The sequence below is a fragment of the Amycolatopsis sp. NPDC041971 genome (assembly GCF_055588925.1).
The window spans coordinates 735,953-756,950 of sequence record NZ_JBVJCE010000001.1 but is presented as its reverse complement, the minus strand read 5'-3'; the positions used below and the strand labels follow the sequence as shown (position 1 = coordinate 756,950).

The 20,998-nt window shown below is 68.1% G+C and carries 21 protein-coding genes; 10 read left to right on the top strand and 11 right to left on the bottom strand.

Going from position 1 to position 20,998, the window contains the following annotated elements; genetic code table 11:
* Positions 1 to 34 precede the first annotated feature (34 nt).
* Entirely contained in the window at positions 35 to 643 is a 609-nt protein-coding gene (locus ACZ6DT_RS03785; protein WP_465588114.1) for a TetR/AcrR family transcriptional regulator, read from the top strand.
* A gap of 35 nt (positions 644 to 678) precedes the next feature.
* On the opposite strand, the gene ACZ6DT_RS03780 is transcribed toward ACZ6DT_RS03785, so the two are convergent.
* Positions 679 to 1,989 carry a UDP-glucose dehydrogenase family protein gene (locus ACZ6DT_RS03780; RefSeq protein ID WP_465588111.1) on the bottom strand — a complete coding sequence of 437 codons (1,311 nt, stop codon included), beginning with the start codon at positions 1,987 to 1,989 and terminating at the stop codon, positions 679 to 681.
* 160 nt (positions 1,990 to 2,149) lie between these two features.
* Here ACZ6DT_RS03780 and ACZ6DT_RS03775 point away from each other — a divergent pair, with 160 nt between their 5' ends.
* On the top strand, positions 2,150 to 2,908 hold the full coding sequence (locus ACZ6DT_RS03775) for an SDR family NAD(P)-dependent oxidoreductase (RefSeq protein ID WP_465588109.1): 759 nt from the start codon (positions 2,150 to 2,152) through the stop codon (positions 2,906 to 2,908).
* A gap of 140 nt (positions 2,909 to 3,048) precedes the next feature.
* On the opposite strand, the gene ACZ6DT_RS03770 is transcribed toward ACZ6DT_RS03775, so the two are convergent.
* Positions 3,049 to 4,695, bottom strand: coding sequence for a TM0106 family RecB-like putative nuclease (locus ACZ6DT_RS03770; protein ID WP_465588107.1), 1,647 nt, complete (start codon positions 4,693 to 4,695; stop codon positions 3,049 to 3,051).
* A 90-nt stretch (positions 4,696 to 4,785) separates the two neighbouring features.
* Between ACZ6DT_RS03770 and ACZ6DT_RS03765 the strand changes: the two genes are divergently transcribed.
* On the top strand, positions 4,786 to 5,250 hold the full coding sequence (locus ACZ6DT_RS03765) for a DUF6474 family protein (RefSeq protein ID WP_465588104.1): 465 nt from the start codon (positions 4,786 to 4,788) through the stop codon (positions 5,248 to 5,250).
* Between the two features lie 313 nt (positions 5,251 to 5,563).
* On the opposite strand, the gene ACZ6DT_RS03760 is transcribed toward ACZ6DT_RS03765, so the two are convergent.
* Genes ACZ6DT_RS03760 through ACZ6DT_RS03745 form a run of 4 tightly spaced genes read right to left on the bottom strand, consistent with a single transcriptional unit; the run spans position 5,564 to position 9,119 of the window.
* Positions 5,564 to 6,526, bottom strand: coding sequence for a glycine betaine ABC transporter substrate-binding protein (locus ACZ6DT_RS03760; RefSeq protein WP_465588101.1), 963 nt, complete (start codon positions 6,524 to 6,526; stop codon positions 5,564 to 5,566).
* A gap of 1 nt (position 6,527) precedes the next feature.
* Entirely contained in the window at positions 6,528 to 7,304 is a 777-nt protein-coding gene (locus ACZ6DT_RS03755) for an ABC transporter permease (RefSeq protein WP_465588098.1), read from the bottom strand.
* Entirely contained in the window at positions 7,301 to 8,485 is a 1,185-nt protein-coding gene (locus ACZ6DT_RS03750) for an ABC transporter ATP-binding protein (RefSeq protein WP_465588096.1), read from the bottom strand. Before ACZ6DT_RS03750 ends, ACZ6DT_RS03755 begins: the two co-directional genes overlap by 4 nt.
* Positions 8,472 to 9,119, bottom strand: coding sequence for an ABC transporter permease (locus ACZ6DT_RS03745; RefSeq protein ID WP_037308875.1), 648 nt, complete (start codon positions 9,117 to 9,119; stop codon positions 8,472 to 8,474). The genes ACZ6DT_RS03750 and ACZ6DT_RS03745 overlap by 14 nt, the downstream gene beginning before the upstream one ends.
* Positions 9,120 to 9,421: 302 nt before the next feature.
* Between ACZ6DT_RS03745 and ACZ6DT_RS03740 the strand changes: the two genes are divergently transcribed.
* The 4 genes from ACZ6DT_RS03740 to ACZ6DT_RS03725 all read left to right on the top strand — a co-directional run bounded on the left by ACZ6DT_RS03740 (position 9,422) and on the right by ACZ6DT_RS03725 (position 12,345).
* Complete coding sequence (locus ACZ6DT_RS03740) at positions 9,422 to 9,910, top strand: hypothetical protein (RefSeq protein ID WP_465588826.1); 489 nt, start codon at positions 9,422 to 9,424, stop codon at positions 9,908 to 9,910.
* A gap of 69 nt (positions 9,911 to 9,979) precedes the next feature.
* Positions 9,980 to 10,753: a YcnI family copper-binding membrane protein gene (locus ACZ6DT_RS03735; RefSeq protein WP_465588094.1), complete on the top strand. Its 774-nt coding sequence runs from the start codon at positions 9,980 to 9,982 to the stop codon at positions 10,751 to 10,753.
* A complete protein-coding gene (locus ACZ6DT_RS03730; protein WP_465588091.1) occupies positions 10,754 to 11,317 on the top strand; it encodes a copper resistance CopC family protein in 564 nt (187 codons plus the stop codon).
* A complete protein-coding gene (locus ACZ6DT_RS03725; protein ID WP_465588089.1) occupies positions 11,314 to 12,345 on the top strand; it encodes a copper resistance D family protein in 1,032 nt (343 codons plus the stop codon). The genes ACZ6DT_RS03730 and ACZ6DT_RS03725 overlap by 4 nt, the downstream gene beginning before the upstream one ends.
* Positions 12,346 to 12,351: 6 nt before the next feature.
* On the opposite strand, the gene ACZ6DT_RS03720 is transcribed toward ACZ6DT_RS03725, so the two are convergent.
* From ACZ6DT_RS03720 to ACZ6DT_RS03710, 3 genes are all read right to left on the bottom strand, one after another.
* A complete protein-coding gene (locus tag ACZ6DT_RS03720) occupies positions 12,352 to 13,062 on the bottom strand; it encodes a class I SAM-dependent methyltransferase (RefSeq protein WP_465588086.1) in 711 nt (236 codons plus the stop codon).
* Between the two features lie 693 nt (positions 13,063 to 13,755).
* Positions 13,756 to 14,694, bottom strand: coding sequence for a phosphotransferase (locus ACZ6DT_RS03715; RefSeq protein ID WP_465588083.1), 939 nt, complete (start codon positions 14,692 to 14,694; stop codon positions 13,756 to 13,758).
* A complete protein-coding gene (locus ACZ6DT_RS03710; protein WP_465588080.1) occupies positions 14,654 to 16,075 on the bottom strand; it encodes a helix-turn-helix domain-containing protein in 1,422 nt (473 codons plus the stop codon). The genes ACZ6DT_RS03715 and ACZ6DT_RS03710 overlap by 41 nt, the downstream gene beginning before the upstream one ends.
* 317 nt (positions 16,076 to 16,392) lie before the next feature.
* Here ACZ6DT_RS03710 and ACZ6DT_RS03705 point away from each other — a divergent pair, with 317 nt between their 5' ends.
* Positions 16,393 to 16,767, top strand: coding sequence for a hypothetical protein (locus ACZ6DT_RS03705; RefSeq protein ID WP_465588077.1), 375 nt, complete (start codon positions 16,393 to 16,395; stop codon positions 16,765 to 16,767).
* 13 nt (positions 16,768 to 16,780) lie between these two features.
* Positions 16,781 to 17,203 carry a hypothetical protein gene (locus ACZ6DT_RS03700; protein WP_465588074.1) on the top strand — a complete coding sequence of 141 codons (423 nt, stop codon included), beginning with the start codon at positions 16,781 to 16,783 and terminating at the stop codon, positions 17,201 to 17,203.
* Positions 17,204 to 17,514: 311 nt separating this feature from the next.
* On the opposite strand, the gene ACZ6DT_RS03695 is transcribed toward ACZ6DT_RS03700, so the two are convergent.
* Both ACZ6DT_RS03695 and ACZ6DT_RS03690 read right to left on the bottom strand, forming a co-directional pair.
* The gene (locus ACZ6DT_RS03695; protein ID WP_465588071.1) at positions 17,515 to 18,771 is read right to left on the bottom strand and encodes an MFS transporter; all 1,257 of its coding nucleotides are present in this window, start codon (positions 18,769 to 18,771) and stop codon (positions 17,515 to 17,517) included.
* On the bottom strand, positions 18,764 to 20,086 hold the full coding sequence (locus ACZ6DT_RS03690; protein ID WP_465588068.1) for a GH1 family beta-glucosidase: 1,323 nt from the start codon (positions 20,084 to 20,086) through the stop codon (positions 18,764 to 18,766). The genes ACZ6DT_RS03695 and ACZ6DT_RS03690 overlap by 8 nt, the downstream gene beginning before the upstream one ends.
* A gap of 125 nt (positions 20,087 to 20,211) precedes the next feature.
* Between ACZ6DT_RS03690 and ACZ6DT_RS03685 the strand changes: the two genes are divergently transcribed.
* Positions 20,212 to 20,856: a TetR family transcriptional regulator gene (locus ACZ6DT_RS03685; RefSeq protein WP_465588065.1), complete on the top strand. Its 645-nt coding sequence runs from the start codon at positions 20,212 to 20,214 to the stop codon at positions 20,854 to 20,856.
* Positions 20,857 to 20,998: the final 142 nt, after the last annotated feature.

Below are 20,998 nucleotides of genomic sequence, written 5' to 3'. Positions count from 1 at the left end.
ATGTGGATAAACCGCGTGGTCTAGGATCCCGGGCATGGGCAATCGCGAGGACCTGATGGCGGGCGCCATCCAGTGCTTGAAGGAAAACGGCTGGTCACGCACCACGGTGCGGGACATCGCGACGGCGGCCGGGGTCAGCCACGCGGCGATCGGGTACCACTTCGGATCGCGCGAAGCCCTGCTGCTGACGGCGTTCTCCCAGGCGATGGACGAATGGGGCCGGGAAGTCCAGCAGGAGATGATGAGCGCCGTCGATCCCCACGCCTCAGCGGACGAGCAGTACCGGGCGTCCTGGCACGCGATGATCGACTCCTACGGGCGCAACCGGAAGCTGTGGATTGCCTCGGTCGAGGCGTTCGTACAGTCCGAACATCATCCTGAGCTGCGGAAACAGCTCGCCGCCGCGCAACGCGAGGGCCGCCGGGGGATGGCGGCCGGCATTCTCGGGATCGACGAGGACACCCTCACCGAGGCGGACGAGCGGCGGATCGGCGCGGTGGCCACGGCCCTGAACTCGGGCGTGCTGCTCCAGCACATGCTCGACCCGGAGAACGCACCGTCGGCCGAGGAGGTCGTGGACGGGTTGACGAAGCTCGTGTCCCTGGTGTCAGGAAAGGGTCGTTCAGGACATTCTTCGTCCTGAACGACCCTTTCCCGACACTCGCGGGAGGCAGGTGGTCAGGAGACGGCGACCTTCCGCCGCAGCGCCGCCCGCGGCCGTCCGACGCCCTGCCACGACAGCCCCACGTCCAGGATCCGTTGCGGGTCCAGGAGATTGCGCGTGTCGACGACCGCGTCGCCGTCCATCTGCTCGGCCATGTAGGTCCAGTCGAGCCGCTTGAACTCGTCCCATTCCGTCAGCACGACGACGGCGTCGGCCGCCTTCGCGACCTGGTACGGGTCGTCGACCACGGTCATGCCGTCGATCTGGCCGCCGACGGCGGGGTCGTAGGCGGTCAGTTCCGCGCCGAGCGCGCCCAGTACGGAAGCGACCGCGAGGGCGGGCGAGTCGCGCAGGTCGTTCGTCCCGGCTTTGAAGGCCAGCCCGAGGACGCCGATCCGCGAACCGGCCAGTGTGCCGCCGACGGCGCCGGCGATCTTCGCGACGATCCGGTCCCGCTGCGCGATGTTCTCCTCGATCGCCGAGGTGAGCAGGGTGAAGTCGTACTGCACCGACTCGGCGACCCGGACCAGCGCGCTGGTGTCCTTCGGCAGGCACGAGCCGCCCCAGCCGGGGCCGGGTTTGAGGAACGAGCGGCCGATGCGCCGGTCGTAGCCCATGCCTTCGGTGACCAGGTCGATGTCCGCGCCGAGGCGTTCGCACAGTTCGGCGATCGAGTTCACATAGGACAGTTTCATCGCGAGGAAGCAGTTCGCCGCGTACTTCACCAGTTCCGCGCTGGCCGCGTCGGCGACGACGACCGGGGCGGCGAGATCGGCGTAGAGATCGCCGACCCAGCGGGCGGCCGCGACGTCGTCCGAACCGACGACGATCCGGTCGGGGCCGAGGAAGTCCTCCACCGCGGTGCCCTCACGCAGGAACTCCGGATTCGACACGACCGGTACGTCCGTGCGGCCGAGCATCGCCTGGATGCGCTTCGAAGTTCCCACCGGGACGGTCGATTTGGTGATCAGCGCACAACCCGAAGGGATGACGTCGCCGATCTCGGTGGTCACGGCCTCGACGGCCCGCAGATCCGCCGAACCGCCCGCGCCCATCGGTGTCGGCACACAAAGGAAAACGGCCTCCGCGTCCCGGACTGCCTCGCGGGCGCCGACCACGAACTCGAGTCTTCCGCTGGTCAGTCCCCTCGACACCAGCTCGGACAATCCCGGCTCCAGGATGTCCACCCGTCCGGCGGAGAGCCTTGCGACCTTGGCCTGGTCGACATCGACACAAGTGACTCGATGCCCCAGGCCTGCCAGGCAGGCTCCCGTGGTCAATCCGACGTAACCGGTCCCCACCACCACGATCCGAGCAGTGCTCATGCTGCTGAAGGTGACAGCCGGAGTTGACCTGTAAGCGAACGGAACGCTTCAGGCCCGAATACTCCGCGCGACATGCTTCGCATCGACGTGAGCCAACACACGCGCCCCCGATATGCGAACGAGCGTTAACCTGGACGCGGTTGTCGACGAAAGGGAGAACATGCAGATCACCGATACCGCGGCGCTGGTCACGGGTGGCGCGTCCGGGCTCGGCGGTGCGACCGCGAAGGCGCTCGCCGCGAAGGGCGCGCGGGTCTTCGCGCTGGACCTCGCCGGCGCCATCGCCAACGCCGAGCAGGTCGAGGGCATCACCTACGTCGAGGCCGACGTGACCGACCCGGAGCAGGTACGGACCGCCGTCGCGACCGCCGCCGAAGCCGGGGTACCGCTGCGGACCGTGGTGAACTGCGCCGGGATCGGGCCGTCCGCGCGGATCCTTTCGAAGAAGGGCCCGCACGACCTCGCCCTGTACGCGAAGGTCGTCCAGATCAACCTGATCGGCTCCTTCAACGTGCTGACGCTGGCCGCCGAAGCCATCGCCAAGACCGAGCCGTTGGCCGACAACGCGCGCGGCGTCATCATCAACACCGCGTCGATCGCCGCTTTCGACGGCCAAATCGGGCAGGTCGCGTACTCGTCGTCCAAGGGCGGCATCGTCGGGATGACCCTGCCCGCCGCGCGCGACCTCGCCTCGCACGGGATCCGGGTGCTGACCATCGCGCCGGGCATCGTCGACACCCCGATGCTGGCGACGGTGAGCGAGGAGTTCCGCGCTTCGCTGGCCGAAGGCATCCCGTTCCCGAAGCGGCTCGCGCGGCCGGACGAGTACGCGCAGCTCGCGCTGTCGCTGATCGACCACGACTACCTGAACGGCGAGGTCATCCGCATGGACGGCTCGCTGCGCATGGCGCCTCGCTGAGCCTCCCCCACGTGAGAGGAACGGTCCGTTCCTTGCGAAATTTGCCAGTAACGGACCGTTCATAGCGCGTCAGGGGCTAGTCAAGCGGACGTCCAGGCCGTGGTGACCTCGCACGTGCGAACGGTTTCGGCGGCCGGAGATCAGAGGTCGTTCATGTACGGCACGGACGTCTGCGCGTGGTCGGTCATCCAGTTCCGCAGCGCGTGCGTCGCCAGGACGTCGTCCTCGTTGTAGCGCAGCAGGCGCTCCCGCTGGACGGCGTCCGGGATTCCACCGTCCATGCCGACGGCGTCGCGGTACCACCTCATCGACGCCTCGCCGCCCGCTTCCGGATCGCGCCAGGCGAATCCGGCGACCGGCGCGATCACCTTGAGCCCCTTGCCCTGCGAGCACAGGAACTGGTCGGTGACGCTGCGGAAGAGGTCGACCCACTCCTCGGAGTCCACAAAGGACGCTATTTCGGCCTTCTTGGGAACGCCGGGGTGGTCGCGGAACCGGTCGGCGGAACCGAAGAGCCAGCGGTTCTCGGCGAGCGCGTTGTAGCAGTAGGCGCGGAACGTCAGTCCCGCGGCGAGGGTGCGCTCGCGGACTTCGGTGAACCAGGCCCAGAACTCCGCGAACGACCGCGCCTCGTCCGCGGTCGGCAGCGGCTCCCACGTCGCGAACGCCCGGTAACCCCGCGCCATCCCGATGTCGGCGCCGGTCAGCAGCGAACCCCACAGGTACGCGCCGGAATCGCCGAAACTCTCCATGTCGACGTCGACCTCGACGTCGCCGCGCGGGACCTCGACGCGGTCGACCTTGCGCACCATCGTGAGCTCGGCGAGCCAGGCGCGCGCGAGGATGATCGCGTCGGCGAAGGTGCCGCCGGTCCAGTTCATCGGCGGAGGTTCGTCGGCCGGATCGAGCGCGGCTAGCTTGTCCACTGTGGACACGCCGGCGCGGCGGAGTTCCATCGCGTCCTCGCCGCGGACGACGAGGCTGACGTCGCGGGTTTCGGTGAGCACGACCTCGCAGGTCGGCCACCAGGGGCAGCGTCGGCATTCGAGGACGCGGGACGGTTCGGCGAGCGGCTCTTCACCTTCGGCGGCCGCGCTCGCGATGGCGAGCCTGTCGGCGAAGCGGCTCTGATACTCCGTCAGCGCGCTCCGGCCGCCCGGCCAGGTGCCGGCGGCCAGGTCGTGCCAGACGACGACGTCCGCGTCGAGCCCGATGACGCCGCCGATCGCACGGTGTCCTTCGTGCTTCCCGAGCGCTTCGAGCATCCGATAGAGGTGCGCGAGCCGCATCTGATCCCGCGGCTGCGAGCGGACCTTGCGCGCCGGATCGGGCAACCGGTGCGCCGGGTCGAGGTCGGTCATCACCGTGGTCGGCGCGCCCGTGCCGCGATCGGTGATGCGGTGCCGCACGACCAGCACCGGCACGTAGCCGGCACCGGTGTGGACGAGGAGTTCGGAGCCGCCACGCCGGTGACCGGCGCGATCCACCGGGAGCAACGCGCCCCAGACGTAGCGTGCTTCGGCGGCGAAGGCCTCTTCGGTGAGCTGAACGCGCTCGGCAGCCGGGAGGTCGCGAGGGATCTTTACCCAGCTCGCGTCAGGTCCCGTCGCGTCCATGAGCCGCCGCGCGATCGCCTCGCGATGCGCCGACGCGTCGGCGATCCGCTGCTGCGCGGCGGGGTCGGGCGGGGCGAGCGGGACCTCGCGCATCGCCGGATCGTGTTCGAGGTGCACGCGACGCCGGCAGCGGCTCACCGCTCCCGCGTCCAGTAGCACCTCGTTACTCACAGACAACACTCTAGAAGGCGACCGGCAAGCCGACATGCCCGCCACTTCGGGGACCAGTAAGTTCGTCTGTGACACAGCGTGGGAGGTGCCATGGCGCGCAAGGCCAAAGCCATCGAGGGCGAAGGCAGGTTCACCCCGAAGAAGACGAAGAACGCCGTCGCGGTGGCCAAAGTGCTCGGTCCGGCCGTACTGCCGGTGATCGCGCCGTACGCCGTTCGAGCGGCGGGTGCCGCACGGGAGCTGTACGACCGTTATCAAGCGAAGAAGCTCGGTGTGGCCGTCGACCAGCTCGGCGAGTACAGCGGGCGCGGTGCCGCGCTGCACGCGCGGATCGCGGGGCTGACGCAGGGCCTCGCGGAGCTGAAGAGGTCCGCGAAGGCGACAGACGCCGACGCGGCCTTCGCGAAGGACACTCAGGGGACGCTGGAGCAGCTTTCGGCGACCGTTCGCGCTTCGGAGCGGATGCCCGCCGCGCGGCGGAAGGCGGCGCACCGGGCCGTGGCCGGGGAGCTGGACCAGCTGGAGGGAAAGCTCCTCCACCGCCTGGGCATCTGAAGCCGCTTCGGAGCCCCTCAAACGCAAGGAACGGTCCGTTCCTTGCGAAATTTGCAAGTAACGGACCGTTCATAGCGCGCGCGGGGGGCTTCGAAGCGGACAGGGACGGCGGCCGAAGTCAGCCGAGAGGTCTCCCAAAGGACGCTCCGCGCCCGACGGAGACTTCACCGTCGAGCGCCCTCTTTCGGGCCGAAGGCCCACGCAAACGTGATGAAGGGGCGCCTCCACGCCCACCGCGAGGTGGAAGCGGAACGGCGCCCCTTCGGCACGTTTGCGTCAGCGCTCGATTAAACGAACACTGCGCTCGACAGATTCAACCGATGAAGCCCTTTTTCTTCATCCACTCGTAGGCGACTTCGCCCTGGTCACGGCCGTCGACATCGACCTGTTTGCACAGCTCGATCATCTGCTTGTTGTCGATGGCGGCGCTGACGGCTTCCAGCGGTCCGCGGATCTCCGGGTACTTGTCGAGGAACTCGGTCCGCAGCGTCGCCACGGCGTTGTACTGCGGGAACGCCTTCTTGTCGTCTTCGAGAACGCGCAAGTTCAGCCCGGCGATCCGGCCGTCGGTGGTGAAGATCTCGCCGATCGGGCAGGTCCCGCTCGCGACGGCCGAGTAGATCGTGCCGATGCCGAAGTTCTTGATCACCGGGTTCTGGAACCCGTACGCGCGCACGGCGGCGGGGAATCCGTCCTGGCGGCTGGTGAATTCGGTCTCCAGGCAGAAGACGTTCTGGTCGGGCTTCTGCTTGAGGAACGCCGCCAGATCCGACGTCGTCTTCAGGTTGTTCGCCGCCCCGTAGGTTTCGGTGACCGCGAAACCGTACTGGTCGTTCAGCGGCGAATAGTTCAGCCAGGAGATGCCGAACTTCGCCTCGTCGGCCGCCTTCGTGGCTTCGTACTGCGCCTGTTCTCCGCCGGGGACCGGGAGTTCGTTGCCCTGGTAGTTGATCCAGCCGGTGCCGGTGTACTCCCACGCGACGTCGGTCTGGCCGGTGAGCAACGCCTGCCGCGACGAGTTCGAGCCCTTGATGTCGGTCAGGTCGATGACGTCCGCGCCCGCCGCGGAAAGCGCCATCTCGGCCATGTAGCCCAGGATGATGTTCTCGGTGAAGTCCTTGGACCCCACCGTCACCTCGACCCCCTTGAGCGACTCGATGGGCTGGATCGAACCGGGTTCGATCTTGTACGGCAGCGCGGTGTTGACCTCGAGCCCGCACGCGGAAAGCGTGCCGCACAACAGGACCGCGCCGAACAGTGCTTTCAGCCGTCGCATGTCAGCGCAGTCCCTTCGGTCCGAAGAACTGTTCCGCCACCGCGCCGAGCCAGTCCACCAGCAGCGCCAGCGCGACGGCGAGCACCGAGCCGGTGATCAGCACCTTCGTCAGGTTGAGCTTGTAGCCGGTGTCGATGAGCAGGCCGAAACCGCCGGCGTTCACGAACATGCCGAAGGTCGCCGTGCCGACGGCCAGTACCAGCGAGGTCCGCAGACCGGCCAGTACCAGCGGGACGGCCAGCGGGAACTCGACCCGCCACAGCACGCCGGCGGCCGACATGCCGATGCCGCGGCCGGCGTCGACCAGGGCGGGGTCGATCTGTTGCAGGCCGACCATCGTGTTCCGCAGCACCGGAAGCAGCGAGTAGAACGCCAGCGGCAGCGCCGCGACCCACAGCCCGCCGGTCGCGCCGGTGACGATGAACCACAGCACCAGCACACCGAGCGCGGGAGCGGCCTGGCCGATGTTCGCGACGGCCAGGAAGATCGGAGCCGCCCATTTCGCCCATGGCCGCGTCGCGAGCACGCCGAGCGGCACCGCCACGGCGACCACGATCGCGGTGACCACGACGGTCATCGCCAGGTGGTCGCGCAGCGCGGTCAGCAGCCCGGCGGCGTTGAGGGTCGCCTTCTCCGTCGCGGTGAGGTCGCCGGTGAACACCCAGATCAGCACCCCGGCGACGATCAGCAGCACCACGGCGGGCTGGGCGAACAGCCGGACCCGTTCGGCGCTTCTCGACGAGGACTCGGTGGAGAAACCGGTGTCGACGGCCGTCATGCGGTCACACCTTCCGCCGGGCTGTCGTCGGAGTGCTCTTCGCGCAGCTGCTGGATCGTCGCGATGACGGTGTCGAGCTCGATCGTCCCGGCGTACTCACCGCGGGCGCCGGTCACCGGGACGCTGCCGCCCTCGGCGAGCATGGCTTCGAGCGCGTCCTGCAGTGTCGACTGGAGGCTGACCGAATCGCGCAGCGGTTTGCCCGCGGTGGCCAGCGACGTCGCCGCGGTCAGCTCGCGGACGTGCACCCACCGCATGGGACGACGGCGCTGGTCGAGCACCAGCACGAAATGCTTGCGCTGCCGGGTCAGCTTCTCGCGGACGTCCGACGGCGATTCGCTCACCGTCGCCGTCAGCGCGTCCTGCTTCAGCTCGACGTCACGCACCCGCAGCAGCGTCAGCTGCTTCAGCGAGGCACCGGCGCCGACGAAACCGGCGACCGTGTCGTCGGCCGGGTTCGCGAGGATCGCGTCCGGAGTGTCGTACTGGAGGATCTTCGACTGGTCGCCGAGCACCGCGATCTTGTCGCCGAGCTTCACGGCCTCGTCGAAGTCGTGGGTGACGAAGACGATCGTCTTCTTCAGTTCGGTCTGGAGCCGCAGCAGTTCGTCCTGCAGGTTGCCGCGGGTGATCGGGTCGACCGCGCCGAACGGTTCGTCCATCAGCAGCACCGGCGGGTCCGCCGCGAGTGCCCGCGCGACGCCGACGCGCTGCTGCTGCCCACCGGACAGCTGACGCGGGAACCGGTCGCGGAAATCGGCCGGGTCCAGTCCGACGAGGTCCATCATCTCCTCGACCCGGTCGTTGACCTTCTTCTTGTCCCAGCCGAGCAGCCCGGGCACCACCGCGATGTTCTGCGCGACGGTGAAGTGCGGGAAGAGCCCGGCCTGCTGGATCGCGTAGCCGATGCGACGGCGCAGGGTGTCGACATCGAGCTTCAACGCGTCGTCGCCGCCGATGGTGATACGGCCCGACGTCGGCTCGATCAGCCGGTTGATCATCCGCATGGTCGTGGTCTTGCCGCAGCCGGACGGGCCGACGAAGACCACGATCTTGCCCGCGGGCACCACCATCGAGAAGTCGTCGACCGCGGGTTCACGGGTGCCGGGGTAGCGCTTCGTCACGTTCTCCAGCTCGATTTCGACGCCGGATACGGTTTCAGGAGACTCAGCCACGGACACCCCTAGAGACGGTCAAACGGTTGATCAGGACGTAAACGGCGTCGAGGACCAGTGCGAGGACGACCACACCGAGCGTCCCGGTCAGTGCCTGGTTGAGGGAGTTCGTGCTCCCCGCGTTGGTGAGGCCGGAGAAGACCTCGGAGCCGAGACCCGGGCCCTTCGCGTAGGCCGCGATGACCGCGATGCCCATGAGCATCTGCGTCGCGACCCGCATCCCGGTGAGGATGGCCGGCCAGGCGAGCCGCAGTTCCACCCTGGTCAGCACGCCGAACCGGCTCATTCCGATACCGCGCGCGGCGTCGCTGACCGCTGGATCGACGCCGCCCAGCCCGACGATCGTGTTCCGCACGATCGGCAGCAGCGCGTACAGCACGAGAGCGATGACGGTGGTGTTCACACCGAGTCCGAACACGGGGATGAGAAGCCCGAGGAGGGCGAAGGAGGGGACGGTGAGGATCGTGCTCGCCAGCGCCGTGGCCACGGCCGACCCGATCGGGCTGCGGTAGACGGCGACACCGATCACCACGCCGAGCACGGCGGCGATGATCGTGCACTGCACGACCGCGCTGACGTGGAGGAGCCCCTGGAGGGCGAGTCTGTCCCACCGATCCGAGATGTACTCGAAGAGATTCATCGCGTGCTGGTTCTCCCGCCGCCTCTGGGTGAGACTCGTCACCCATTCGGAGTAGCCGTATCGGGAGCCTGACTACCCAGAACACGCGCGGTCAAACCCCGGTTTACCGCCCTTTATCCCTTAAACCTTCCCCATTCGGCCTAAATGGGCAAACGCACGCGCCGCCCCGGCGGTGTCTTTGCCACTGCTCATCAGCCGGGAGGAGATCGACCACGCGGCAGTACGTCGAATACTCTTCACCCGTGAGTAAGGGCCGCCATCACCGAAGCGCGTTGCGCGCCGTGCGTGGTGGCCTGCTCGGGGTGAGTTCCGCGGCGCTGGCCGTGACCGCTCACCTGATCGGGGACGGTGACCTGCCCGATACGGCGATGACGTTGCTGCTCACCGCGCTGATCGGCTGGAACGCCGCCGCGCTCGCCGCGAAGGCACGCGGACCGCTGGCCACCATCGTCGATCTCGGCGCCGGTCAGGTCGTGATGCATCTCGTGCTCAGCTCGCTGAGCAGCCACGAGCCGCACGGCGAACCCGCACCCCTTTCGGGTGGGCTCGCGATGACCGTCGCGCACGTCGTCGCCACGCTGGTCACCGCGTTGCTGCTGGCCAAGGCCGACGGACTGCTGCTCGGCGTCCTCGCCTGCCTGCGCGCGCTGGTCCCGTTCATCCTCAACGCGCTCCCGGTGCCCGCCGCCGTGACACCTTCGGTGCTCACCCGTCCGGCGGGTCCCGGTCATCTCGTCGGCGTGGACCTCCGCCGGGTCCACGGCAGGCGCGGCCCGCCGCTGTTCTCCTGAACCCAGCTCGTCCCCCGTAATCGGCGAGGTCCCCGTACCCGCCGTCTCGATCACGTTCAGGAGTTCTTCGTGTCCAAGCACGTCTTCAAGCGAGCCGGTTTCCTGGCCGCCGCCGTCGGTGCCGCCGGTCTGCTCTCGGCAGGGATCGCCTCGGCCCACGTCACCGCCGACGTCTACGGCCCCCAGCCCGAAAAGGGCGGTTACGGGTCGATCTTCTTCCGCGTCCCCAACGAGGAGAAGGACGCCGGCACCGTCAAGGTCGAGGTCGCCCTCAAACCCGAGTACGCGCTCAGCTCCGTGCGCACCAAGCCGATCCCCGGTTGGAAGGCCGAGGTCGTCAAGTCGAAGCTGCCCGCCCCGGTGACCACCGCCTCCGGCACCCAGATCACCGAAGCCGTCACCTTGGTCTCGTGGACCGCCGAACCCGGCACCAAGATCGCCGCCGGTTCGACCGAGTTCCAGGAGTTCCAGATCAGCGCGGGCCAGTTCCCCGCCACCGTCGACGCGCTGGAGTTCCCGGCGACGCAGACGTACGAGAACGGCAAGGTCGTCAAGTGGGACCAGCCGACCCCGGCCTCCGGGGAAGAGCCGGAGCACCCCGCGCCGACCGTGAAGCTCGCCGAGAAGAGCGGTGACGGGCACGGCGGTGGCCACGGCTCCGACGCGAAGGCCTCCGAGGAATCCCACGCTTCGTCCTCGTCGTCCGACAACACCGCCCGCTGGCTCGGTGGCGCCGGACTGGTCGTCGGCGCGCTCGGCCTCGGCGTCGGCGCCGGTGCCACCCTGCGCGCCCGCCGCGCCACCGCGACCGCCACCAAGAGCAACACCGAGGGAACCGAGTAAATGCGTAAAGCGATCGTCGCGCTGGCGATCACCGGGGTGGCGTGGCTCGCCACCGCCACCCCGGCGCTGGCGCACAACGTCCTGATCTCCTCGGACCCGGCGAAGGGCGCTTCGCTCGCCGCCGGGCCCGCGAAGGTCACGCTCACGTTCGACCAGTACGTCCAGAACGCGAACGTCAACCAGATCGCGGTCATCGGACCGGGCGGCGGCCAGTGGGCCGAAGGCCAGGTCGAGGTCCGCGACAGCGTCGTGACCGTGCCGCTGCGGCCACTCGGCCCGGCGGGCGAGTACAAGATCGGCTACCGGATCCTGTCCGCGGACGGGCACGCCGTGACCGGCGAGGTGCCGTTCACCCTCACCGCCGCGGGCACCGGGACACCGGCGAGCGCCGACGCCGCGCGCAGCAACGCGGGACAGGCCGAGACGACCCCCGCGACCGGTGGCGAAGGTTCGTCCGGTGTGCCGATCTGGGTGTGGATCGCGGGCGCCGTCGTGCTGCTCGCCGTCGGACTGACCGTCGCGCTGCGCACCGGCGCGGGTGACAAGGAGAAGAGCGGCTCATGACACAGGCCGAGACCACCTCGCGCACCCGCGTCGCCGTCCTGTTCTGCCTGGTGACGGCGGGCATCGTCGGCGCCCTGATCGGCGTCGCGCTGACGGCGACGGCCCCGGTTCCCGGGGTCGCGCAGGTCAGCGAGGTGGTCTCGGTCTCCATCCCGATCGTGCGGGTACTGCTGGACATCTCGGCCGTCGCCACGATCGGGCTGGCGCTGCTTTCGGTACTGGTCGGCTACGACCGGCCGAAGCTGTCCGAGCCGATCATGCGGATCGCGCGGCCCGCGAGCGTCGCGGCCGCGCTGGTCTGGGCGACCACCGCGCTCGTCGCGCTGATCCTGCAGACCGCCGAATACCGGCCGGGTTCGAGCACGCTGTCGATGTCGGACGTCGGCAGCTACATCGCCGACGTCGGCGCCGGGAAGGCGCTGCTGATCGTCGCGGTGCTGGCCCTGCTGCACGCGGGACTCGGCGTCCTCGCGCTGAAACACGGCGAAAAGGTGCCCGCGGAGGTCCGTGTCGGACTGGGCCTGTTCGCGCTGCTGCCGCTGCCGGTCACCGGGCACGCGTCGAACTGGAACTACCACGACTACACGATGATCTCGATGGAACTGCACGTGATGAGCGCCGTCGCCTGGACCGGCGGGCTCGGCGCGATGACGGTGCTGCTCATCGGGAACCGGACACTGCTGGCGCACGCGCTGCCGCGGTTCTCCAAACTGGCGACCCTTTGCCTGCTCCTCGGTGCGGCGACCGGGCTGTTCAACGGGCTGATCGAGATCTCGCTCAACCCGTCGCTCGGCTTCTGGGAAGGCGTCTTCACCACGCCGTACGGGCAGCTGGTGCTGCTCAAACTGTTGTGCACCGGCGTGATCGCGGGTCTCGGCGCCTACACGCGCTGGAAGCTGATGCCGCGGATCGTGCGGCACAACCGCACGGCGCTGGCCGCGTGGGCGACGCTGGAACTGACCGTGATGGGGCTCGCGTTCGGCTTCGCCGTCGTCCTCACGCGAGCCCCGGTCGTCCCGACGACCTGAGCCGGATCAGGCTTTCTTGGCCAGCGAGACGATCATCAGTGTCTCGGTGGACTCGGGTTCGAAGCGAATGTCGGCGATCCCGGACAGCTCTTCGCCGAGGCTCACCCTGCCGTCGTGATTCCAGACGACGAGGTCGTCGCCTTCACGGCAGAAGTTCCACTGGTGCAGCCCGTAGTAGTTCTCGCGTTCGCCCTCGTTCACGTTGAGCATCAGCACGACGGCGTGGCCCGGTTTGACGACCTCGAGCATCTGCCGCGCGCCGAGCACCGGGTCGTACACGTGGTCCAGCGCGTTCTGGCAGTACACCAGGTCGAAGTGGTCCACCGGGAACACCTCGGAGAGCTTTTCCACCTCGGCGTCCTGAGTGGCCACCAGGGGAGTCAGCTCGAGTTCGGCGAGGAGGGCGTTGTACTTGTCGGCGAGCGGGTCGACCGGGGTGATCTCCACCGTGCGGCCGGGCCATTTCTTGCCGACGCAGGTCAGCGGGCCGGCACCGACGTCGAGGATGCGAACCGTCGTTCCCTCCGGCGCGAACGGTTCGAGGTTCCGCGTCAGATGCGGTTGGTTCCGCAGATCCGAGTCCGGTCTCGTCCGCCACTCGTAGTCGTTGAAGCCTCCGCCGGCGAAGGCTTCGGGTCCGCCCGAAAGCCAGATCCTCCAATGGTCCAGCTCATTCGGCAGTCCTTCTTGCCAGCGGGTCTTGCCTGCCGTCTCCATGAAGATCCTTCTTTCACCCGATAGAAGTCTTGAACCCCATAACGGCCCCAATCTACTGGCGCCGATCCACGGCACCGGCCCAAGCTCCCGATCAGGTCCGGCGCTTGCTCCATCCGGCCGCGTTCGGCCGTTTTCACTGTCCTCTCCGGACGTGCACCGGAATGCTCCACGCGATCGCTGGGATCGACCCGAAGAGGGAAAGGTAGATGGGCGGCCCGTTGCCGGGTGAAAGTGAAGTCGGCACGCCACAGGTACCGCGCCGGCGATCGGCGGTCCGGCTCACCAGACACCGAGCCGGCGGTGCACCTGATCAGCGGTCAGGGCGGGATCGGGAAGACGGCGCCGGCCACCGCGTGGGGCCGCCACCTTGGACGGCGATCGGGACCAGGCCCGAGGCCGCTACGACCAGGCTTTGCCGATTTCATCGGCCTCGGCCGTCCGGAGGTTGACGCTCTGCGTACGCGTCTGGAACAGCTGTGACCCCGAAGGCACCGATCGGTACCCAGCGGTCAGGCGAACCCAGCGCAGTGAATGACACAGCGTAGCTGCAAGTTGCACATTTGGGGGAGCATTGGGCCGGGAGAAGTGATTAGTCCGGGCGAATTCATCACCGCTTGATGGGCAAATTCGAGCAAGCGGTGAACGGTCATTCGCCGTCGGCGAATGCACGTGCAGATGCCTTTCCCGGGTGATTCACCGATAACGGTTCCAGCGTGCGCCGGTACGTCCGTTCCGGAGATCGTTCAACCGTTTCCGCAGCTCATCCCGCACGCTGGGATGACTGCGGAGAATCGGGAGCACGCTCGTGGTGAGCTTCAGTTCACGGATCGCGCGCAGTACCGAGAACCCCGACCACGTGGTCACGTCGAATCCGTACCGCTGGGCGAACACGCGATAGCGGGCCGGTGGATCACCGAACCGTTCACGGCCGACGGCGAGCGGCGTCAGATCCCATTCCGGCGGCCCGACACAGGACGAATCGAAATCGCACAGCACCGGTCCGTCCGGCCCGTGGATCACATTCCCGGTGTGCGCGTCCCCGTGGACGAGGCCCTGGGGCAGGGGGAAGTCGAGCGTCGCGAGGGCGGCTTCGACCTCGGCGCAGCGTTCCAGCAGGAACCGCCGGTCGCCCTCGCTCAGCTCCTCCGCGTCCGAAACCCGGGCGCGGATCGCGGCGAACGGCGCCCATGCGGCGAGACCCTCTGGTGGCTCGAGCACGTGGACGCGGCGCAGCAGCGCGGCGAGGTCCGCCGACTTCGCCCTCCGGCCGCTCGGCGTCACCTTCCACCAGACCGTCACAAGCTGCTCGCCGACCGGCAACGGCTGGTCGAGGCCGGAAACCAGGCGGATGGCGGGCACGTCGTGCCGTTCGAAGTGCCGGGCGACCCGCACGACCGTGCCGACGCGGTGCCGCAGCCGGGTGGAGCCGACGATCCGGACGACGAACGGCGCGCTCGCCAGCTCGTAGACGGCGTTGTTGGTGAACCTCAGCAGTCGGGCGCCTTCGGCGTCCACGCCCAGCAGATCGCACGTCCGCTCGAGGGCGTCGCGCAGGATGTCGGGCGTGAACCGGCCGCCCGGACCGGTCGGCTCAGGCGGCGTAGAACGAGTTGAGGCGGTCGGCGAGGTCACGGGCGTCGGCGTTGTTCCGGCGGCGTTCCGCCTCGACCTGGAGGGGTCGCATCCGGTCCTTCACCCGCTCCGATTTGATCCCCTCGGCACAGTCGATGGCCTTCGAACCCACCTTGGCACCGTGGTCGAGATCGCCTTCGAGCAAGTGGTTCGTGGCCAAGGCGCTGAGCATGAACGTCTTGCTGCGGGCCATGTCGTCGGTGTAGGACTCGACGGCCTTGGTCAGCGCGGGGATCGCGTACTTGGTGTGCTCGGCGTTCTTCTCGGCGAGCACGGTGTGCACGGTGCCGATCATGGCGTAGACGTCGGTCTCGGTGAAGAACTTGACCCAGGACTCGGCCTCGGCCAGCTCGGCGCGGGCGAACTCGTCCTTGCTCCGGCCGAGCAGCTTCGTGGCCTGCTCCTCGTTGCCCATCATCGCGTAGGCCCAGGCCTCGTTGGCGCAGAGCACGGCGACCGCCAGCTCGGAGCCCGATTCCTGGGCGGCGATCTGGCCGAGCTGGAACAGTTTCAACGCGTCGTTGGGAGCGTCGTTGTGCAGGTAGACCCGGCCCATCCGGTACAGCACATTGGCCACCAGCGGGTGACTGTCACCCTGTTTGGCCAGGTCCAGCGCGTTCGCGAAATGTCCGCGCGCGGAATCCATGAGGCCGGTGTCGAAGGAGGTCCAGCCCGCCAGGCTGTGCAGGTCGGCGAGCGCGACGTACAGCCGGTTCTTGACCGGCTCGGTGCCGATGGATTCGAGCATCTGCTGTCCCCAGGACAGCTGGGCGACGACGGCGTCGCGGCAGAAACCGCCGCCGTACTGGTAGTCGAGGGAGCGGAGGGCCCTGGTCGCGGCTTCCACCTGACGGACGTCGGTCATGCCGATCCGCCCGGGGGCGGGCGTCTTCGCCGGTCCCGCCGACCACGTACCCGATTCCGGGCCGAACACCGCCGCACCCATCGTGACCTGGGCGGCGTGCGCGAGGAACCTCCGTCGCTTCACGGACTCGTCCTCCTCCGCCTGCTGGCCGTCGGCAGCGCCGACGACCTTTATCGCTGTCGCCTCGTCGTAGGCGAGACCCATGTATCCCCTGGGGACACCAAGGCCGTCAGCGATGCGGGTGAGCACGTCGTACGCCATCACCTGGCGACCCTTGAGGATCTCGGACACCTCGGACTGCGACTGGCCGGTCATCGCGGCGATCTGACGCTGCGAAACACCGTGCTTGCGCAACAGCCGGTACACCGACGAGATCTCCCGTGTGGCCAGCGCGGCTCGCATCTCCGGCTGCTCCCAGGCATCCGGCGGCACGGGGTGACTCTGCCGACCCGAACCGCCTACAGCGCCTACAGCGTCCGAGCCGGCGACAGCGCCGCCACCGATACTGGCGTCCATTGCGCCCCCTCACAGTTCCGTTGGGGTCGAGAAACAGCGTAAGCACACCTATTCAACCGTGCGAAACACCGGATTGCCCGTGGTGATCGGCCCGGCAGAAGTCCTTTGACCGCTTACCGTGAAACCTCGTCCGGTCACCGCTATGACGACGGTTCGACCTTCTATCGCACTCGGTTTCACATCACTGTAGTTGTCAGATCTCCGTGACCGACCAGCCACCGGCAGCGATCACAGAGAGCTACCAAATCTCCGAACCCCTCACGGGTACGGACACGCGGAACGAAGACGACGTGGAACGAGAGAGCGGAGAAGAGCCAGTGGAGTTCGTGGACTCGATCGCAACAGGCTCCATCACCGCGGGACGGCCCGGTATGGCCACGCGCCACCTGCGGGCGGCCGGCCCCGCCGGTCAGCAGCCGGTCGCGGTCGCCCCCGGGGTCAACCGGCCGGTCTCCCCTTCCGCCCCGGTCGACCCCCGTACCGCGAGTGTGCGCCGTTATGAAGGCGGACAGCTGGTCTGGCGGGTGCAGTGCGGCGATCTCATCAGCCGCGAACGCGCCGTCACCGTGTTCGTCGAAGACAACCAGGTGGTTCTCGTCTCGCCGCCAGGAGAGACCGCGCGCCTGACCTCCGGTCAGCTCGGCCAGCTCAGGGCAGCGCTCAACGAAGCCGCCAAGATGGCGGAAAGGTAACGGTGAGTTCTCCGTGGATCAGGTCCTAGGGCAAGTCCTCCGCAACGCGGTTTGGGAACGCCTCGACATGCTCTCCGATCTCGCGAACCGGGCCGACGCGCAGTCGCTCGTCTCGGTCGCCCGCTCGGAGCTCCCCCGCCTGACCGAAGGCTGGCGCGCGATGCTCCAGGCGCACGAGCCCGACGAGCGCGGGGATTGCCCCACCTGCTCGACCCGCTGGCACCGGTGCAAGGCCCCCTGCTCGGTTTGGCAGGTCGCGCACGAACACCTGGTCGCCGGCGGTCTCGCCCCCCAGCACACCGCGGCCTCCCAGGACCACCGGCGCGAAGCCCGCCGCCGCGTCCCCGGGCAGACCAGGGTGAGTCCGGCCGAAACCACCGGCAGGCACGCGCTGGTCAACCCGCGTCGTCCCGCCATCGGCGGCGTGCACATCTGAAAAGCCGGCGAGTGAACGGCGGTCCGAGCGCCCCCTCGGCAACCACGCCACGATCTCGCCTTCGCCGGCGGCGGTTCGCGCGTACCCCCGAACGCGACGAGCCGCTCTCGGTGATCACTCCGGTCCCCACCGCGATTAATCGAAGATTATCGGCAGAACACCTAGCGGAGCCAGTAATCGGTCGCTAGGTTGATGATCACAAACGCAACGCGAGATTCCTTCGGTTCCGCGTTGCCATCCCCCGAACCCCGCGGGCCGGTGCCGTTGCACTCCCCTCCCCCGACCGGCACCGGTCCGCGGTCTCCAATGTTCTAGCTGACGCTTCTCACCCGCGTGACCAGCACCGCGGCGATGACGGTGGACAGCGCCGAAGCCGCGAAGAGGCTCGGATATCCGCCCAGGTAAGCCAAGATCGGCGCCGTCAGCATCGGCGCCACCACCTGGGGCAGCGAGTTCGCGATGTTGATGACCCCGAGATCCTTCGCCCGGTCCTGCGCGGTGGGCAGCACCTGTGTGAGCATCGCCAGCGCGACGGCCATGTACGCGCCGAAACCGATGCCCAGCAACGGTGACGCCGCGAGCGCGGCCGTCCAGTTCTGCCAGACGACCAGCAACAGCGCGGCGACGGCCATCACCGCGGACGCGGCGAAGACGTAAGGCTTGCGCCGTCCCGACTTGTCGGAGAAGTGCCCGGCGATGAGCGCGCCCACGATGAGGGCGGCGCCGTAGAGGCCCATCATGATCAGCAGTCCGGTGTCCGGATCTTCGTAGTGCACCGCGTCTTTCAGGAAGAACAGCAGGTACAGCGTCCCGAAGGCGTTGCCGAGGTTGATCATGAAGTGACAGCCCCACGCCCAGGCGAAGTCGGGATGCTTGCGGGGAGAAATCCACAAGTTCGCCAGGACGTCCCTGGTCCGGACGGACGGCCGGTACGCGGCAGGCAGCCGAGCGTCCGGCGTGCGCAGGACGAAGGCCGCCGCGCCCGCCAGCACGATGGCCGCGCACACCGCGTAACCCAGCGGGAGACCGGCGAGGTCGAGCATCACCACGACCACCACCGCGCCGAGCACGGTCCCGAGCATCTGGGCGATGCCGACCAGCCCGCCGACCTGCGCGCGTTGCGGAACGGGCACCCGGTCCGCGATGGCCGAGACCAGCATCGCGAGCATTCCGTTCAGTCCCGCCTGGACCAGGCACCAGCCGAGCACCATGACCGCGACGTTCGGCGCGAACGCGAGGACGAGCAGCCCGGCCGCGGCGACCGCCGCACCGGCCGCCGTCCACGGATGACGGCGGCCGCGGGCGGAGCAGGTGCGGTCCGAGAGGAGGCCGATGGCCGGGTTGGCGATCAGTGCGACGACCGCGCCGATGCCGGTGACCAGGCTGAACACCGCTTCCTTGTTGGCCGCGTCCAGCAGTTCGGCCTGTTTCGGCAGGAGAACCTGGATGGGCGCGTAGACGCCGAGCCAGAGCGCGATGTTCGCGAAGAACAGCAGGCTCATCCAGCCCGCGCGGACCCTGGCCACCGGCTCCGCGAGCGCCTCGGGCAGTTCCCGGACCTCACTCATGGCGGATCAGTTTCCGGTACCAGCCGAAGGAATCCTTGGGTGTCCGCTTCAGCGTCTCGTAGTCGATGTGCACCAGGCCGAACCGCGGCCGGTAGCCCTTCGACCATTCGAAGTTGTCCATCAGCGACCAGACGAAATACCCGCGGACGTCGACTCCGGCGTCCATCGCCTCGCGCACCGCGACCAGGTGGCTGTCGAGGAAGTCGATGCGCTCCTGGTCGTGGACGTGCCCGTCTTCGGTGACGACGTCGTCGAAACTGCACCCGTTCTCGGTGATGTAGACGGGCGGGAGGTGCTCCCGGTAGCGCTCGTGGAAGCCGACGAGCAGTTCGTGCAGGCCGTGCGGGACGATCGGGGAATCGTTGGTGGTCAGGGGATATCCCTCGATCGCGCGAAGCTCGAAGGGCAGCGGGTTGCCTTCGCCCGGCGCGGCGACGCCCTGCGGCTCGTAGTAGTTCACGCCGTAGAAGTCGAGCGGCTGCGCGATGGTGGGCAGATCGTCGGCGAAAGCCGCCGGGAGATGTTCGACGACTTGTTCGGGATAACGGCCCAGCAGCACCGGATCCGCGTAAGTGCGATTGATGAGGGCGTCGATCCATTCGCCCGCGGCCTTGTCCTCCGGTGAATCGGAGGCGGGCCAGATCGGCGAATGGTTGTTGGCCGTGCCGACACTTCGGGCACCGGCGGCGCGGAGCGCCTGGACGGCCAGACCGTGCGCGAGATTCTGGTAGTGCGCGGTGGGCAAGGCGCCGAGCAGGAGTGTCTTGCCGGGCGCGTATTCGCCGATCGCGTAGCCGAAGATCGACATGACCATGGGCTCGTTGAGCGGGATCCACATTTTCACCCGATCGGAGAACCGCTCGCCCAGGATGGCGGCGTACTCCCCGAAGCGTTCGGCGGTATCACGGGAGAGCCAGCCACCCTTGTCCTCGAGCGCCTGCGGGAGATCCCAATGGAAGAGCGTTCCCGTCGGCGCGATGCCGGCGGCACAGACCTCGTCGATGAGTTCGTCGTAGAAGGCAAGGCCTTCGGCATTGGGCTTGCCTTCACCGCCAGGCTGGATCCTCGGCCAGGCGAAGGACATGCGGTAGGCGCCGACGCCGAGTTCGGCCATCAGCGCGATGTCCTCGGAGTAGCGGTGGAAGTGATCGGCCGCTACCTTGGCGTGCTCAGCCCGCGCGATCTTTCCCTCCGTCTCGGTGAAAGTGTCCCAAATGGACTGTCCGCGGCCGCCTTCCCCGGTCGCCCCCTCGATCTGGAAGGCGGAGGTCGAAACACCCCACAGGAATTCGGACGGGAAGGTCGGATTTTCCACCGGTGGCACACCTTTCCTCTTCAGACTCGCCGAACATGAAAAGTTCTCAGATACTATGCCTTCACTCGACCGGGGGGAACCCTGTCGGCACGATAAAGTCGCAGATCAGCGAAGGAGGAGCCAGAGTGTCCGACATCCAAGCCGCGAAACCGCAAGCGGAGACCACTCCGCTCCGGCGGCAGCCCGTCCAGCAGCGCAGCGCCAAGCGGGTGGAGCAGATGCTCGACGCCAGCGCCCAGCTGATCGACGAACTCGGTTACGACGCACTGACGACCACACTGATCGCGAAGCGCGCCGGGGTGGCCGTCGGTTCGCTGTACCAGTTCTTCCCCGACAAGCGGGCCGTGGTGCAGGCGCTGACGCAGCGGAACCTCGAACGGTTCATCGCCTCGGTGTCGCAAACGCTGAACGAGCTCGCGCCCGAACACTGGTGGGACGTCGTGGACTCGATCCTCGACATCTACCTCGCCATGCACCGCGAGGTCCCCGGCTTCTCGAAGGTCCACTTCGGTGACGTCGTCGACCGGCAGCTCTTGGACGGGACCCGTGACAACAACGCCGTCATCGTCGACGCGCTGACCGACGTGCTTTCCGCGCGGATCCAGTCGGCGCCGGACGACATCCGGTTCGCGCTGACGATCGCGAACGAGACGGCCGACGCTCTGCTGAAGCTGGCTTTCCGCCGTGACCCGCGAGGGGACGAGCGGATCGTGACGGAGGCGAAGTCGGTGGTGAAGGGGTACTTGGCGAGCAAGTTCGGCGAAGCCTGAGGGTTCCGCTCGCTTGCCCGGCTCCGGCTCACCCGCTCGGGGGGGGGGGGGGGGGGGGGGGGGGGGGGGTGGGCGGGGGGGGGGGGGGGGGAAATAGCACAGGCCCCCGGCACTGCCATTCCCTCAGTTACCGCGTTTGGAA